The 16,468-nt window shown below is 69.4% G+C and carries 10 protein-coding genes; 5 read left to right on the forward strand and 5 right to left on the reverse strand.

Features of this window, described 5'->3' with window-relative positions:
* Positions 1 to 144: 144 nt before the first annotated feature.
* Both GRF61_RS19240 and GRF61_RS19245 read right to left on the reverse strand, forming a co-directional pair.
* Positions 145 to 774, reverse strand: a complete 630-nt coding sequence (locus GRF61_RS19240) for a (2Fe-2S)-binding protein (protein WP_169152243.1) — start codon at positions 772 to 774, stop codon at positions 145 to 147.
* A 103-nt stretch (positions 775 to 877) separates the two neighbouring features.
* A complete protein-coding gene (locus GRF61_RS19245) occupies positions 878 to 2,035 on the reverse strand; it encodes an FAD-dependent monooxygenase (protein WP_348982442.1) in 1,158 nt (385 codons plus the stop codon).
* A gap of 444 nt (positions 2,036 to 2,479) precedes the next feature.
* Here GRF61_RS19245 and GRF61_RS19250 point away from each other — a divergent pair, with 444 nt between their 5' ends.
* The 5 genes from GRF61_RS19250 (at position 2,480) to GRF61_RS19270 (ending at position 8,525) form a co-directional block, all read left to right on the forward strand.
* A complete protein-coding gene (locus tag GRF61_RS19250; protein ID WP_348982443.1) occupies positions 2,480 to 3,235 on the forward strand; it encodes an Asp/Glu racemase in 756 nt (251 codons plus the stop codon).
* Positions 3,236 to 3,249: 14 nt separating this feature from the next.
* Positions 3,250 to 4,071, forward strand: coding sequence for an alpha/beta hydrolase (locus GRF61_RS19255; protein WP_169152245.1), 822 nt, complete (start codon positions 3,250 to 3,252; stop codon positions 4,069 to 4,071).
* Positions 4,072 to 4,165: 94 nt separating this feature from the next.
* Positions 4,166 to 5,209, forward strand: a complete 1,044-nt coding sequence (locus tag GRF61_RS19260; RefSeq protein WP_169152246.1) for a 2,5-dihydroxypyridine 5,6-dioxygenase — start codon at positions 4,166 to 4,168, stop codon at positions 5,207 to 5,209.
* 4 nt (positions 5,210 to 5,213) lie between these two features.
* Positions 5,214 to 5,831 carry an isochorismatase family protein gene (locus GRF61_RS19265; RefSeq protein ID WP_169152247.1) on the forward strand — a complete coding sequence of 206 codons (618 nt, stop codon included), beginning with the start codon at positions 5,214 to 5,216 and terminating at the stop codon, positions 5,829 to 5,831.
* A gap of 426 nt (positions 5,832 to 6,257) precedes the next feature.
* Positions 6,258 to 8,525, forward strand: a complete 2,268-nt coding sequence (locus tag GRF61_RS19270) for a molybdopterin cofactor-binding domain-containing protein (RefSeq protein ID WP_169152248.1) — start codon at positions 6,258 to 6,260, stop codon at positions 8,523 to 8,525.
* Between the two features lie 250 nt (positions 8,526 to 8,775).
* On the opposite strand, the gene GRF61_RS19275 is transcribed toward GRF61_RS19270, so the two are convergent.
* The 3 genes from GRF61_RS19275 to GRF61_RS19285 form a co-directional block, all read right to left on the reverse strand.
* Positions 8,776 to 10,251, reverse strand: a complete 1,476-nt coding sequence (locus GRF61_RS19275; RefSeq protein ID WP_169152249.1) for an efflux transporter outer membrane subunit — start codon at positions 10,249 to 10,251, stop codon at positions 8,776 to 8,778.
* A complete protein-coding gene (locus GRF61_RS19280; protein ID WP_169152250.1) occupies positions 10,248 to 13,355 on the reverse strand; it encodes a multidrug efflux RND transporter permease subunit in 3,108 nt (1,035 codons plus the stop codon). The genes GRF61_RS19275 and GRF61_RS19280 overlap by 4 nt, the downstream gene beginning before the upstream one ends.
* Positions 13,356 to 13,361: 6 nt before the next feature.
* Positions 13,362 to 16,468, reverse strand: a 3,107-nt coding sequence (locus GRF61_RS19285) for an MdtB/MuxB family multidrug efflux RND transporter permease subunit (protein WP_169152251.1), incomplete at its 5' end; no start/stop codon positions are given.

The following is a 16,468-nucleotide window of genomic DNA, read 5'->3' on the forward strand; positions in this document are numbered from 1 at the left end:
CGGGGCGGGTTCTCTCGTCGGCGGCCGGGCGGCGTCTTTGCGTCGCGCCGTTATCGTTGGGGTGTGCGGGGTCTGCTGTTGCAGCCGGGGCGGGTTGGTGGCGCGTTCATCGCGGGGAACGGTATTGCGCGCGCCATCGCCGGTTCAATAGCGGACCAGGGTGCTCGCCAGCACGGTATCCACCGTTGCTGCCGTTGCTGCCGTTGCCGCTTCGGGCGCTGGAGCGCGGGCGGCGTTCGCTGTCGCGCAGCCGGTGGCGGCGGGGCAAGGCGCGGCGGCGGGCGCACAGGCGGTGCGGCGCTGGCCTTCCAGTTCCACCGCGCGGCGGGCGGAGGCGAGGATTTCCAGGTGGGTGCCGCAGCGGCACAGGTTGCCGCGCAGTTCGCGGCGGATGTCGGCTTCGTCCGCTTCCGGCTTGCGGTTGAGCAGGGCGCGCACCGTCATGATCATGCCGTTGAGGCAGTAGCCGCACTGGGCGCCCTGGCATTCGATGAAGGCTTGCTGTACCGGGTCGGGCGCGGCGAGGTCGCCCAGGCCTTCAAGGGTGGTGATCTCGCGCTGGCCCAGGTCGCCCACCGGCAGGATGCAGGCGCGCGCGGCGCGGCCATCCACCAGCACGGTACAGGCGCCGCATTCGCCCAGGCCGCAGCCGTACTTCGGGCCGTTGAGGCCGAGGTCGTTGCGCAGGGCGTAGAGCAGCGGGGTGTCCGGGCTCAGCAGCAGGGGGTGTTCGCTGCCGTTGACCCGCAGGGTGATCTGCTTTGGGGCGGACATGCGGATGCGTCTCCCGGAGTGGAACGAAGGCCGGCGGCCCGTGGGCGGGGCGCCGGCGTGCAGCGCGCGGCCGGCGCATCCGCCGGCCGGGCCGGGAGGCGGATCAGGCGGCCTTGGTGCTTGCCTTGGCGGCGATTTCGACCAGCGGCACGGTGAAGACATCGTACCCGAAGCACCATTCCGGATCTTCGTTGCTCATCAGCCAGGTGTTGTCGTGCGACACCTTCTGCACCTTGCTGGCGCGCTCGCTGCGGTTGGCTTCGTAGAGGGCAAAGGCGGTGCCGTAGTCGTCCAGGCCGACGGCGTCGAAGCAGCGCAGCATCATCGCCGCGTCCTCGATCGCCATGGCGGCGCCCTGGGCCATGTGCGGCTTCATCGGGTGGCAGGCGTCGCCCAGCATCACCAGGCGGCCACGGCTCCACAGCGGCAGCGGGTCGCGTTCCAGCAGCGACCACTTGGTCACTTCCACGGTGTTGTCGATCAGCGCCTGCACGGCGGGGTGCCAGCCGGCGAAGGCTTCGCGCATCTCGTCCTTGCTGCTGGGCAGCCAGCGGTGGTTGAGGTCCCAGGTCTGCTGCGGCACGCCGGTGACGTAGTAGATCTCCTTCTTCGCCCGGTCGAGGTAATACACCATCATGTGGCGGTCGTCGGACCACCACTTGCAGCACAGGTCCTGCGCGTACTTCAGGGTGTCGGCGTTGGCCACCGCGCGGTGGGCGATGAAGCCGGTGTAGATGGGCAACTCGGCGCCCAGCAGCACTTCGCGCACCTTGGAGTTCACGCCGTCGGCGCCGATGACGATGTCGGCGGTGGCGGTGCTGCCGTCGGCGAAGCTCAGCACCACTTCACTGCCGGTGTCTTCGACGTTGGTGAGGTTCTTGCCGTATTCCAGCGTGCCGGCCTGGATGCCTTGTACCATCAGCGCATGCAGGTCGCCGCGGTGCACCGTGAGGTAGGGCGCGCCGTAGCGCTTCTCGGCATAGTCGGCCAGCGGAATGCGGGCCATCTCGGCGCCGGTGTTCCATTCGCGGCTGTACCAGGCGTCCGGGTAGCAGCCGATGTCGCACAGGGCCTTTTCCAGGCCGACCTTGCGCAGCACCTTCATCAGGTTGGGGCCGAGGTGGATGCCCGCGCCCAGGCGTGAGAACTCCGGCGCCTGCTCGTACACGCGCACCTTGTAGCCCGCCTGCTGCAGCAGCAGCGCCGCGGCCGCGCCGCCCAGGCCCGCGCCTATCACTGCAATTCTCTGTTGTGCTTTCACCTTGCTTCTCCTGACGCTGGGGTTGGATTGAACGACGTCGCCGCCGTCTTGTTCATTAGAGTGCATACACTATAAAAATAAATCTGGAGGCGATGTCAACAGCTGTCGCGAAGAAGGTGGGAAAGGTGCCGGGACGTTCTTTGTTAAATACTGTGTTTACAATGAATTCATGCACCAATTGAGGGGCGCGCCGCACGTATTCGGTGCATCTTTACCAGGTCTGCATTTCTACTGCAAAAAACAATGTATGCACTATAATCAGTCCTGCCTGAGGGGTGCTTTTGCGGCACGCTCGGGCAAGGAGATCGGGGCACGTCCCGGCGATTCGCGGCAGCAGCCGGCGGGTGGCGGGGGCGATGCAATCAGGCGTCATCCCTCGTGGATCGAGCCAAAACCCCCGGCCCGGCGCCTGGCGCGCACTCAACCCAACAGACGGAGTCCGCAGTGAAGAAGACCAGCTATCGCATCGGCCAGATCGTGCCGAGCTCCAACACCACCATGGAAACCGAGATCCCGGCGATGCTGATGGCGCGCCAGGCCGTGCGCCCGGAGCGCTTCACCTTCCACTCCAGCCGGATGCGGATGAAGACGGTGAAGAAGGAAGAGCTGGCGGCGATGGACGCGGAGTCCGACCGCTGCGCGCTGGAGCTTTCCGACGCCCGCGTCGATGTGCTGGGCTACGCCTGCCTGGTGGCCATCATGTCCATGGGCAAGGGCTACCACTGCGTGTCCGAGAAGCGCCTGAAGGCGCATACCGCCGACAACGGCGGCCTCGCCCCGGTGGTGACCAGCGCCGGCGCGCTGGTGGATGCGCTGAAGGTGATGGGGGCGAAGAAGATCGCGCTGGTGGCGCCCTACATGAAGCCGCTGACCGAGCTGGTGGTGGATTACATCGCCGACCAGGGCTTCGAGGTGATCGACTGGCGCGCGCTGGAAATCGCCGACAACCTGGAAGTCGGCCTGCACGATCCGGCCAGGCTGCCGGACATCGTCGCCGGCATGAACTACCAGGATGCGGACGTGATCGTGCTCTCCGCTTGCGTGCAGATGCCCTCGCTGCCGGCGGTGCCCAAGGTGGAAGCGATGACCGGCAAGCCGGTGGTCACCGCCGCCATCGCCACCACCTACGCCATGCTGAACAAGCTGGAGCTGGAGCCCTTCGTGCCGGGTGCCGGCGCGCTGCTCTCCGGCGCCTACTGAGCGGGGACGGAACGATGAGCACCTTCCAGTACGGCGGCAACGTGTTCGCCAACGGCATCCGCCAGCACTACCTGCGCTACGGCGGCAGCGGCGAGGGCCGCGCCGAACGCCCGCCGGTCATCATCATCCCCGGCATCACCAGCCCGGCCATCACCTGGGGCTTCGTCGGCGAGCGCTTCGGCAAGACCTACGACACCTACATCCTCGACGTGCGCGGCCGCGGCCTGTCCGAAGCCTCGGCCACGCTGGACTACAGCCTCAACGCCCAGGCCGACGACGTGCTCGCCTTCGCCGCCGCGCTCGGCCTCCGCAACTACATTCTGGTCGGCCACTCCATGGGCGGGCGCATCGCCTTCCGCGCCGCGCGCAGCCGGCCGGCTGCGCTGGCCAAGGTGGTGGCGATCGATCCTCCGGTGTCCGGTCCCGGCCGCCGCGTCTACCCGGCCAAGCTGCCGTGGTACGTGGACTCCATCGCGCTCGCGAGCCGCGGCACCGACAAGGAGGGCATGCGCGCCTTCTGCCCGACCTGGACCGACGAGCAACTGCAGTTGCGCGCCGAATGGCTGCACACCTGCGACGAGCGTGCCATCCGCGAGAGCTTCGACGGCTTCCACACCGACGACATCCACCAGGACTTGCCGGAGATCGCCGTGCCGGTGCTGCTGCTGCTCGCCGGCCGCGGCGACGTGGTGCTGGACGCCGACGTGGAAGAGATCCGCGGCCTGCTGCCGGGCGTGCAGGATGTGCGCGTGCCCGGCGCCGGCCACATGATTCCCTGGGACGACGAAGAAGGCTTCTACCGCGCCTTCGGCGACTTCCTCGGCCAGCCGCTGTAAGGCCAGGGGCGCGGCGCCTGCCACCGCCGCGCCGCTCGCCCGCAAGAAAGCTCCCACCCCACCCGCCTTCCTCCAACCCCAACGGAGAACCGCCATGGCAATCAGCGACCACGAACTGATCCAGGCCTGGAAAGAAGTGCTGACGCTGTCCAAGCTGGAACCCGGCCAGACCGTCACCGTGCTCACCAGCGCCGCCACCCATCCGCAGACGCTGTCCACCGCGCTCACCGCCGCCGCCATGCTGGGCGCGGTGGTCAACCGGCTGGACCTGCAGCCGGTCAACGGCGAGAAGGCGCTGAGCCGCGACTCCCTTGCCTACCTCGGCACCACCCCGCTCACCGGCAACAAGGCGGCCATCGCCGCGCTCAAGGCCAGCGACCTGGTGCTGGACCTGATGACCCTGCTGTTCTCCCCGGAGCAGCACGAAATCCTCGCCACCGGCACCAAGATCCTGCTCGCCGTCGAACCGCCGGAAGTGCTCGCCCGCATGGTGCCCACGCTGGCCGACCGCGCCCGCGTGCTGCGCGCCACCGCGAAGATCGAGAAGGCGAAGACGATGCGCGTGGTCTCCGCCGCCGGCACCGATCTCACCTGCCCCATGGGCGAATTCCCCGCCATCGCCGAATACGGCTTCTGCGACACCCCGGGGCGCTGGGACCACTGGCCCAGCGGCTTCGCACTCACCTGGCCGAACGAGAAGCAGACCCAGGGCACCATCGTCATCGACCGCGGCGACATCCTGCTGCCGATGAAGCGCTACGTCGCCGAGCCCATCACCATCACGGTGAAGGACGGCTTTGCCCGGTCCATCACCGGCGGCGTCGATGCCGAGCTGCTGGCCGAGTACATGGAGTCCTTCAAGGACCCGGAGGCCTACGCCATCTCCCACATCGGCTGGGGCCTGCAGCCGCGCGCCAGCTGGACCACGCTGGCGCTGTACGACCGCGAAGCCACCATCGGCATGGATGCGCGCGCCTTCGAGGGCAACTTCCTGTTCTCGCTCGGCCCCAACAACGAGGCCGGCGGCAGCCGCAGCACCACCTGCCACATCGACATCCCGCTGCGCAAATGCACCGTGAGCCTGGACGGCGAAGAGGTGGTGCGCCTGGGCAAGGTGCTGGACCAGGGCCAGGAGTAAGACGATGAGCGACGAAATCCGCACCTACGAGAAGCAGGGCTTCGGCAACACGCTGGAACCCAAGCCGCCCTACGGCCTGCTCATCATCGACTTCGTGAATGGCTTCGCCGACCCGGAAGTGTTCGGCGGCGGCAACATCCCGCAGGCCATAGAACGCACCAAGGCAGCGCTGGCGCTGGCGCGCGAGCGCGGCTGGCCGGTGGCGCACAGCCGCATCGTCTTCGCCGACGACGCCGCCGACCGCAACATCTTCGCCCTCAAGGTGCCGGGCATGGCCACGCTGTCGGAAGACAACCCGAACAGCGCCATCGTCCCCGAACTGGCGCCGGCCGCCGGCGAGCTGGTGGTGCGCAAGACCGTGCCCTCCGCTTTCTTCGCCACCGGCCTTGCCCCCTGGCTTACCCAGAAGGGCGTGCAGACCCTGCTGGTGGCCGGCTGCGTCACCAGCGGCTGCGTGCGCGCCAGCGTGGTGGACGCCATGTGCTGGGGCTTCCGCCCGCTGGTGCTGGAGGACTGCGTGGGCGACCGCGCCCTCGGCCCGCACGCAGCCAACCTGTTCGACATGCGGCAGAAGTACGCCGCGGTGATGACGCTGGACGAAGCGCGGCAGGCGATTGGCTGAGGCTGGGGGCCTGGCTGGTTCGTCCGGTAGGGCTCGGTCCGGCGGTGCTGGCGAGTGGTGCCTGGGTTCCGTTTGCCGTTCGGGCTGAGTGCTGCGGCAGGCTCAGGGCGAACGGAGGCGGGGGCCGGGGTGCGCGCGTTTGTTGGCGTCTGCTCGACCGGTTCGCTCGGTGGGCTCCTGGTCGATGGCGCCAACAGGCGGCTCGGCCCAATCCGCCGCCCGGGCTGAGCTTGGCTAAGCCTTGCCACCGCTAAGGCTTAGCCGGCAGCTTTGCCATTACCTGCTGCCGGGCGGCAGAAAGTGCGCCGCCCGAAACCAGGTCTCTTGCCCTGCCGGCCGACTCAGCCCGGCACCACCGCCCAGCTTCACCCCTAGAATGATTCCCCGGCCGCTCTACTCCGGCCGCTCCTCCGGATCGCAAGCGACATGATCGAACACGGCCCCACGCCCAAGGATTTCCGCCAGGCCCTGCTGGACTCGGACGACAGCCTGCTGGTGCTGCGTCCGCCCCAGGCGGCGGCGCGGCCTGCGCCCGGTCAGCCGGGTGTGGTGTCGGACTACGTGCCCGCCCTGCCGGACATCTTCATCGCGGTGCGCGGCGATGGCAGGGTGCTGGCCTTCAACGGCCACGTCGATCTCGGCACCGGCATCCGCACCGCCCTCGGCCAGCTGGTGGCAGAGGAACTGGATGCGGAACTCGGCCGCGTCAGCGTCATGCTCGGCCACACCGAGGCGGCGCCCAACCAGGGGCCGACCATCGCCAGCTCCACCATCCAGATCAGCGCCATGCCGCTGCGCCGCGCCGCCGCCCAGGCGCGCGCCTGGCTGCTGGCGCGCGCGGCGCAGCGCCTGGGCGTGGCGGAGGACGCGGTGGCGGTGGAGGATGGCGCCTTCTTCTGCCCGGCCGAACCTGGCCGCCGCCTGGGCTACGCCGAACTGCTGGCCGGCGAGCGGGTGCGGCTGGAGGTGGCGGCGGAGTTTCCGCTCAAGCCCGCCAGCGCCCACAAGCTGATCGGCCGCAGCATGCCCCGGGTGGACATTCCGGCCAAGGCCACCGGCGCGCTCACCTTCGTGCACGACATGCGCCTGCCCGGCATGCTGCACGGCCGGGTGGTGCGCCCGCCCTATGCCGGCATCGACTGCGGCGATTTCGTCGGCCGCAGTCTGGTGAAGGTGGACCGCGACTCGATACGCGGCTTGCCGGGGCTGGTGGATGTGGTGGTGATCGGCGACTTCGTCGGCGTCGTCGCCGAGCGCGAGGAGCAGGCCATCGCCGCGATGAAGGCGCTGAAGGTGGAGTGGCGCTTGCCGCCGCTGCCGCCGCTGGACGACGTCGAGGCCGCCATCCGCGCCATTCCGGCGGTGCATCGGCCGTTGCGGGAAGAAGGCGACACCGATGCCGCCCTCGCCGCCGCGCCGGCGGTGCTGGCGCGCAGCTACGTCTGGCCCTACCAGATGCACGGCTCCATCGGCCCCTCCTGCGCGCTGGCCGACTACCGCGATGGCGGCCTCACCGTGTGGTCCGGCACGCAGAATCCGCACATGCTGCGGGTGGATCTCGCCCGCCTGCTGCAGATGGGCGAAGGCGGCATCGAGGTGGTGCGGATGGAGGCCGCCGGCTGCTACGGCCGCAACTGCGCCGACGACGTGGTGGCCGACGCCGCGCTACTGTCGCGCGCGGTCGGCCGGCCGGTGCGGGTGCAGCTGAGCCGCGAGCAGGAGCACGCCTGGGAGCCCAAGGGCGCCGGCCAGCTGATGGACGTGAAGGGCGCGGTGGATGCCGCCGGCAATCTCGCCGCCTACGACTTCGTCGCCCGTTATCCCTCCAACGACGCGCCGCTGCTGGCGCTGCTGCTCACCGGCGCCCTGGACCCCGCGCCGCGCATGCTGGAGATGGGCGACCGCACCGCGGTGCCGCCCTACGCCTATCCCAACATGCGCATCGCCTGCGACGACGTGCCCGCCATCGTCCGCGCCGGCTGGCTGCGCGGTGTCTCCGCGCTGCCCAACTCCTTCGCCCACGACTCCTTCATCGACGAACTGGCGGTGGCGGCCGGCGCCGACCGGGTGGAATTCCGCCTGCGCCACCTGCCGGACAGCCGCGCCGCCGACCTGCTGCGCGCGGTGGCCGAACAGGCCGGCTGGCAGCCCGGCTGCCGCGGCAGCCGCGGCACGCCGGACGCCGACGGCCTGCTGCGCGGCCGCGCCGCCTCCTACGCGCGCTATGTGCACAGCAAGTTCCCCGGCTTCGGCGCGGCGTGGTCGGCCTGGATCATCGATCTCGCGGTCGATCCCGCCAGCGGCGCGGTCACCGTTGAGCGGCTGGTCGTGGGCCAGGACACCGGGATGATGGTGAACCCGGACGGCGTGCGCCACCAGATCCACGGCAACGTGCTGCAGACCCTGAGCCGCATGTTGAAGGAAGAAGTGCGCTTCGCCGACGGCCGCGTCGCCGCGCTGGAGTGGGGCGCCTACCCCATCCTCGGCTTCGCCGAAGTGCCGCCGGTGGAAGTGCTGCTGATGCCACGGCAGGACGAGCCGCCGCTGGGCGCCGGCGAGTCCGCCTCGGTGCCAGGCGCGGCGGCGGTGGCGAATGCGCTGTTCGATGCCACCGGCCTGCGCTTCCGCCGGCCGCCGTTTACGCGGGCACGTATCCGGGAGGCGTTGGCCGGGGTTTGTGACGTGGTGGGGTGAGGGGCTGCGGCGGGTGGGTGCGCATGAGTGGCACGCGAGGGCCGCCCGCCGGCTGGCCGCAATGCGGTTCAGGTAGCCGGATGCGGCTCAGCTGGTCGAGCGCGGTTCAGTCAGTCGGATACGGCTTCAGATAGTCGAGCAGCGTGGTTTTCTCCCCTCTCCCCTCGCGGGAGAGGGAGAGACCGCGGTGCCTGCGGTGTGATCGAGTTACCTGAACCGTCTGCCTGGCGGCTATGGCGGCCTCAGCCCCTCACTCCGCCGCCACACTCTCCTCCGCATCCAGCAGGTCCGAGTGCCACCCTCCGCCCAGTGCCACCACCAGCTGGGCGCTGGCGATGAGGCGGCTTTGCAGCAGGGTAAGGGCGCTGCGTTCGTTGCTGAGCGCGGTGGTCTGCACGCTGACCACGTCCAGGTAGCTGATGAGGCCGGCCTTGTACTGGTTGGTGCTCAGGCGCAGGGATTCGCGGGCGGCGTCCAGGGCTTCGCGCTGCACCGCGGCCTCTTCTTCCAGCACCTTCAGCTGCACCAGGTAGTCCTCCACCTCGCGGAAGCCGTCCAGCACGGTCTGGCGGTACTGGGCGACGGTCTGGTCGTAGGCGGCGACGCGGCGGTCCACTTCGGCGCTGCGCTGGCCGGCGTCGAACAGGGTGAGGGCCAGCTGCGGGCCCAGGGACCAGAAGCGGTTGGGCACGCTGATCCAGTCGCGGAAGGAATTGCTGCTGTAGCCGCCGCTGGCGCTCAGGGTGAGGTCGGGGAACCAGGCGGCTTCGGCGACGCCGATCTCGGCATTGGCGGCGATCACCGAGCGCTCGGCGCTGGCGATGTCCGGCCGCCGTTCCAGCAGTTGCGAGGGCAGGGCGAGCGGGATTTCCGGCAGCGGCGGCACCGCTTCGCGCACCGCCAGCGAGAAGTCGGCCGGCGGCACGCCCAGCAGCACCGCGATGGCATTCTCCAGCTGGGCGCGCTGCCAGCGCAGGTCCACCAGGCTGGCCTCGGTGCTCTTCAGTTGCGTTTGCGCCTGGGCGACTTCAGCGCGGGCGGCGACGCCGGCCTTGTACTGGTTCTGCGTCATCTGCAGTGAGCGGCGGTAGGCCTCCACCGTGGCTTGCAGAAGGCGCTGCTGTTCGTCCATCACCCGCAGCTGCAGGTAGTTCTGCACCAGTTCGGATTGCAGGCTGAGGCGGATGGCGGCGAGGTCCGCCAGGCTGGCGGCGGTGCTGGCGTTTTCCGCTTCGACGGTGCGGCGCAGCTTGCCCCACAGGTCCAGCTCCCAGCTGGCGCTGAGCTGGGCGTCGTAGCTGTTGCGCACGCTGCCGGCGCCGGCGCCGGTGCTGCTGCTGGCGCTGCCGGAGCGGGTGCGACCGACGCTGGCGTTGACGCTGGGGAAGAGGGCGCCGCGTGCACTGCGCGCCAGGGCGCGGGCCTGGCGGTACTGGGCTTCGTACTGGGCGACGGTCTGGTTGGCGCCGTTCAGGCGTTCGGCCAGGGCGTTGAGTTCAGCGTCGCCGTACAGCTCCCACCAGGCGCCGCGGGCCAGCGCGTCGGCCGGCGCGGCCTGGCGCCAACCGTCGGCCTGCTTGAACTGGGCCGGGGTGGCGATTTCCGGGCGGCGGTAGTCGGGGCCGATGGCGCAGCCGGCGAGGACGGCGCCGGCGAGCAGGGCGAGGGCGAGGGGCCGCAGGCGGCGGACGGGGTGGCTGGCGTGGGGCGAAGCGAAGGCGGTCATAGATGCTCCAGCGGGGCGTCGGTGGTGACGCCGCGGCGGCGGTTCGTCCAGTGGCGCAGGCGGTCGAGGTAGAGATAGACCACCGGCGTGGTGTAGAGGGTGAGCAGCTGGCTGACGGCCAGGCCGCCGACGATGGCGATGCCCAGCGGCCGCCGCAGCGGCGCGTCGCCGCCGGTGCCGAGCAGCAGCGGCAGCGCGCCCAGCAGGGCGGCCAGCGTGGTCATCATGATGGGGCGGAAGCGCTTCACGCCGGCGTCCAGGATGGCTTCGCGCGGCGCCATGCCGAGGCGGCGCTCGGCGTCCAGCGCGAAGTCGATCATCAGGATGGCGTTCTTCTTGACGATGCCGATGAGCAGGATGATGCCGATGAGCGCGATCAGGCTCAGCTCGGTCTTGCATGCCATCAGCGCCAGCAGCGCGCCGACGCCGGCCGAGGGTAGGGTGGAGAGGATGGTGAGCGGGTGGATGTAGCTCTCGTACAGCATGCCGAGCACGATATACACCGCCACCAGCGCCGCCAGGATGAGCAGCGGCTGCTGCGCCACCACCTTCTGCAACTCGCCGGCGGTGCCGGCGAAGCCGGCCTGCACGTTGAGCGGCAGATTCACGGTGCGCAGCGCCTCGCGGATGGCCTGCTGGCCCTGCTCCAGGGTGACGCCGTCCGGCAGGCTGAAGGAGACGGTGGTGGAGGCGAACTGGCCGTCGTGGTTCACCTGCAGCGGCGCGTTGTTGTAGCTCACCGAGGCGATGGACGACAGCGGCACTCGCTCGCCCGCCGAGGTGACCACCTGCAGGCTGCGCAGGGCGTCGGCGCTCTGGCGGTAGGCGTCGGCAACGACGAGGACGACGTGGTACTGGTTCTGCGCCTCGTAGATGGTGGACACCTGGCGCTGGGTGTAGGAGTTGTTCAGCACCGCGGTGACGGTCTGCACGTCTATGCCCAGGCGGCGGGCGGCGTCGCGGTCGATGTTGATGTAGACCTGGATGGCCTTGGCCTGGGAATCGCTGTTCACATCGGTGATCTGCGATACGTCCCGCATCGCCGCCTCCACCCTGGGCGCCCAGGCACGCAGGGCGTCGAGGTCGTCGCTCTTCAGCGTCAGCTGGTAGGTGGCGTTGCCGGAGCGGGCGCCGATGCGCAGGTCCTGCATGTTCACCAGGAACATGTTGGCGCCGGGCACATTGCCCAACTGCATGCGCAGCCGCGTCAGCACCAGGTTCACCGGCTCGCGCTCGGAGAGATCCTTGAGGATGACGATGAACTGGCCGGTGTTGGTGGAGGCGCCGGGGCCACGGCTGCCGCCGGAGAAACCCATCACATGTTTCACCGCCGGGTCGGCCATCAGGATGCGGCGGTAGCTTTCCAGTTTTTCCTGCAGCGCCGGGAAGGAGATGCCCTGGTCGGCAATGGCGAAGCCCATCAGGCGGCCGGAATCCTGCTCCGGGAAGAAGCCCTTGGGCACCACCGTGTAGAGGTAGACGTTGAGGCCGACGGTGGCGAGCAGGATCAGCATCATCAGCGGCGAGTGCGTCAGCGCCCAGGCCAGGCTGGCGCGGTAGCGCAGCATGAAGCGGCCGATGAAGCGGTCCGCCGCGTCGTCCGCCACCGCGTCCGGCTTGTGCTTCAGCGGCTTGAGCAGGCGGGCGCACATCATCGGCGTGAGCGTCAGCGACACCACCATGGACACCAGGATGGCGGCCGACAGGGTGACCGAGAACTCGCGGAACAGCCGCCCCATGACGCCGCCCATCAGCAGGATGGGGATGAACACCGCCACCAGCGACAGGCTCATGGACACCACGGTGAAGCCGACGTCGCGCGCGCCGGCCAGCGCCGCCTGGAAGGGCGGCTCGCCGTCCTCGATGCGGCTGGCGATATGCTCGACGACGACGATGGCGTCATCCACCACGAAGCCGGTGGCGATGATGAGCGCCATCAGCGACAGGTTGTTGAGCGAGAAACCGGCGAGGTACATCACCGCGAAGGTGCCGATCAGCGAGATCGGCACCGCCAGGCTGGGGATCAGCGTGGCGCGGCCGTTGCGCAGGAACAGGAACACCACCAGGATCACCAGGCCGATGGAGATCACCAGGGTGAACTCGGCCTCGTGCAGCGAGGCGCGCACGCTGGGGCTGCGGTCTTCCACCACCGTCAGCGCCACCTCGTCGCCCAGCGCCGCCTGCAGCGCCGGCACCGCGGCGCGGACGCCGTCGGTGGTCTCGATGATGTTGGCCCCGGCCTGGCGCGACACCAGCAGCAGGATGGCGCGCTTGTCGTTGTGGAAGCCGACGTTGCGGGTGTTCTCCACGCCGTCGGTGACGCGGGCGACGTCGCGCAGCCGCACCACGGCGCCATCCTGGTGGCGCACGATCAGCGGCGCGTAGTCGGCGGCCTTGCGGATGCGGTCGTTGGCGTCCACCTGCCAGCTCTGCTCGCCGCGCTCCAGCGTGCCCTTGGGCGTGTTGGCGTTGGCGGCGTCGATGGCGCTGCGCACGTCGTCCAGCGCCAGGCCGTAATGGGCCAGCGCATCCGGATTCAGCGCCACCCGCACCGCCGGCAGCGAGCTGCCGCCCACCGACACCTGGCCCACGCCCTTCACCTGCGCCAGCTTGCGCGCCACCGTGTTGGAGGCGAGGTCGTAGAGCTCGCTCTGGGGGTGTTTGTCGGAGGTGAGGGTGAGCACCATCACCGGCATGTCCGACGGGTTCATCTTGCGGTAGGTGGGATTGCTGGGCATGCCGCTGGGCAGCATGCTCATCGCCGCGTTGATCGCCGCCTGCACCTCGCGCGCGGCGGTGTCGATGTTCTTTTCCAGCGCGAACTGCAGCATCACCGAAGTGGAGCCCTGGGAGCTGCTGGAGCTCATCTCCGTGATGCCGGCGATGCGGCCCAGCGCGCGCTCCAGCGGCGTCGCCACCGAGGAGGCCATGGTCTCCGGGCTGGCGCCGGGCAGGCTGGCGCTGACCACGATGGTGGGGAAATCCACCTGCGGCAGCGGTGCCACCGGCAGCAGCCGGTAGGACAGCCAGCCGGCCAGCACCAGGGCCAGCGTCAGCAGCACGGTGGCGACCGGGCGGCGGACGAAGGGGGTGGAGATGTTCATCTGCGTTCAGCCCGCCTCGGCCCCGGTGGAGCCCGCCGGCGGCGCCGGCCGCCAGCGCTGGGCGAGGCGATCGAAATAGAGGTAGATCACCGGCGTGGTGAACAGCGTCAGCACCTGGCTGAGCAGCAGGCCGCCGACCATGGCGATGCCCAGCGGCTGGCGCAGCTCGGCGCCGGCGCCGCCGGCCAGCATCAGCGGCAGTGCGCCCAGCAGGGCGGCCATGGTGGTCATCAGGATGGGGCGGAAGCGCAGCAGGCAAGCCTGGTAGATGGCTTCGCGCGCCGGCTTGCCCTCGCTGCGTTCGGCCTCCAGCGCGAAGTCGATCATCATGATGGCGTTCTTCTTGACGATGCCGATCAGCAGGATGATGCCGATCACCGCCACCATGCCGATCTCCTCGCCCGCCACCATCAGCGCCAGCAGCGCGCCCACCGCCGCCGAGGGCAGGGTGGAGAGGATGGTGATGGGGTGGATGAAGCTCTCGTAGAGAATGCCGAGCACGATGTACATCGTCACCACCGCCGCCAGGATCAGCAGCAGGGTGTTGGACAGCGAGGCCTCGAAGGCCATGGCCGCGCCCTGGAAGCGGGTCTGCAGGCTGCCCGGCAGCTGCATTTCCGCCTCCACCTTGCGGATGGCCTCGGTGGCCTCGCCCAGCGCCACGCCGGCGGCGAGGTTGAAGGACACGGTGGCGGCGGGGAACTGGCCGACGTGGTTGATCGCCAGCAGGGTGTTGCGTTCGTCCACCGTGGCCACCGCGGAGAGCGGCACCTGCACGCCGTCGCTGCCGGGTACGTGCAGCAGCGCCAGCGCGTCCGGCCCGGCCTTGAACTGCGCCGGCACCTCCAGCACCACCCGGTACTGGGTGGCCTGGGTGTAGATGGTGGAGATGAGGCGCTGGCCATAGGCGTTGTACAGCGCGGCGTCGATGGCGGAGAGCGTCACCCCCAGGCGGGAGGCGGCATCGCGGTCCACCTTGATGTAGGCCTGGCCGCCCTTGTCCTGCAGGTCGCTGGCGACGTCCTCCAGCTGTGGCAGCTGCTGCAGGCGCTCGACCAGCCGCGGCGTCCATTTGCGCAGCACGGCCACATCCGGGTCGGTGAGCATGAAGCGGTACTGGGTGCGGCTGGTCTTGTCCTCGATGGTGAGGTCCTGCACCGGCTGCATGTAGAGCTTGATGCCCTGCAGCTCAGCCAGCCGCGGCTTGAGGCGGGCGATGACCTCGCTGGCGCTGGCGTCGCGCTGGCCGTGGGGCTTGAGGTTGATCAGCATGCGGCCGGTGTTGAGGGCCTCGTTGCTGCCATCCACGCCGATGAAGGACGACAGGCTGTCCACCGCCGGATCGGCCAGCACCGCGTCGGCCAGCCTTTGCTGGCGTTCGGACATGGCCTGGAAGGAGATGCTCTGCGGCGCTTCGGAAATGCCCTGGATCATCCCGGTGTCCTGGACCGGGAAAAAGCCCTTGGGCATCGCCATGTAGAGCACCGCGGTGAGCGCCAGCGTGCCGATGGCCACCAGCAGGGTCAGCGGCTGATGGTTCAGCACCCAGCTGAGCGCCTTGGCGTAGCGGGCGATGAGGCCGTCGATGAAGCCGCCGGCGGCGCGGCCGAAGCGGCTCTGCTTCTCTTCCGGGACGTGGCGCAGCAGGCGCGCGGCCATCATCGGCGTCAGCGTCAGCGACACCAGCATGGACACCAGGATGGCCACCGCCAGGGTGATGGCGAACTCGCGGAACAGGCGGCCGGCGATGTCGCCCATGAACAGCAGCGGAATCAGCACCGCGATCAGCGAGAAGGTGAGCGAGATGATGGTGAAGCCGATCTGCGCCGAGCCTTTCAGCGCCGCCTGCAGCGGCGATTCGCCTTCCTCCAGGTAGCGGGCGATGTTCTCCACCATGACGATGGCGTCGTCCACGACGAAGCCGGTGGCGATGGTGAGCGCCATCAGGCTCAGGTTGTTGATGGAGAAGCCGGCGAGGTACATGACGCCGAAGGTGCCCACCAGCGACAGCGGCACCGCCACGCTGGGAATCACGGTGGCGGAGAAGTTGCGCAGGAACAGGAAGGTGACCATGACCACCAGCGCCACCGCCAGCGCCAGCTCGAACTGCACGTCCTTCACCGAGGCGCGGATGGTGACGGTGCGGTCGCTGAGGATGCGCAGGTCCACGTTCTCCGGCAGGCTTTCCTCCAGCCGGGGGAGCAGCGCCTTGATGCGGTCCACCACCTCGATGACGTTGGCGCCGGGCTGGCGCTGGACGTTGAGGATGACCGCCGGGCTGTGGTCCGCCCAGGCGGCGAGCTTGTCGTTCTCCGCCGCGTCGGTGGCGGTGGCGACGTCGCGCAGGCGCACCGGGGCGCCGTTCTTCCAGGTGACGATGAGTTCGCGGTATTCCTCCGCCGACTTCATCTGGTCGTTGGCATCGATGGTGGTGGAGCGGGTGGGGCCGTCGAAGCTGCCCTTGGAGCCGTTGAGGTTGTTGGCGGCGATGGTGGCGCGCAGGTCGTCCAGGCTGAGGCCGTAGGCGGCCAGCGCGGTCGGGTTGGCGGCGATGCGCACCGCCGGTTTCTGGCCGCCGCCCAGGCTCACCATGCCGACGCCGGACACCTGGGCGATCTTCTGCGCCAGCCGGGTATCGACCAGGTCCTGGATCTTGGGCAGCGGCAGGCTGCTGGAGGACACCGCCAGCGTGAGGATGGGCACGTCCGCCGGATTCACCTTGCTGTACACCGGCTGGCTGGGCAGGTCGTTGGGCAGCAGGCTGGAGGCGGAGTTGATCGCCGCCTGCACTTCCTGCTCGGCGGTGGCGAGGCTGGAGTCCAGGCCGAAGCGCAGGGTGATCACCGAGGCGCCGCCGGCGCTGCTGGAGGAGATTTCGTCCAGCCCGGCGATCTCGCCCAGCTTGCTCTCCAGCGGTGCGGTGATGGAGGAGTTGATGATCTCCGGGCTGGCGCCGGGGTAGAGCGTGCTGACTTGTATGGTGGGGTAGTCCACCTCCGGCAGCGCCGAGATGGCGAGCAGCCGGTAGGCGAGGATGCCGGCGATCAGGACGGCCACCATCAACAGGGTGGTGGCCACCGGCCGCAGGATGAAGGGGCGGGACGGATTCATCG

The organism is Azoarcus sp. TTM-91, from assembly GCF_012911025.1.
Classification (GTDB): Bacteria; Pseudomonadota; Gammaproteobacteria; order Burkholderiales; family Rhodocyclaceae; genus Azoarcus.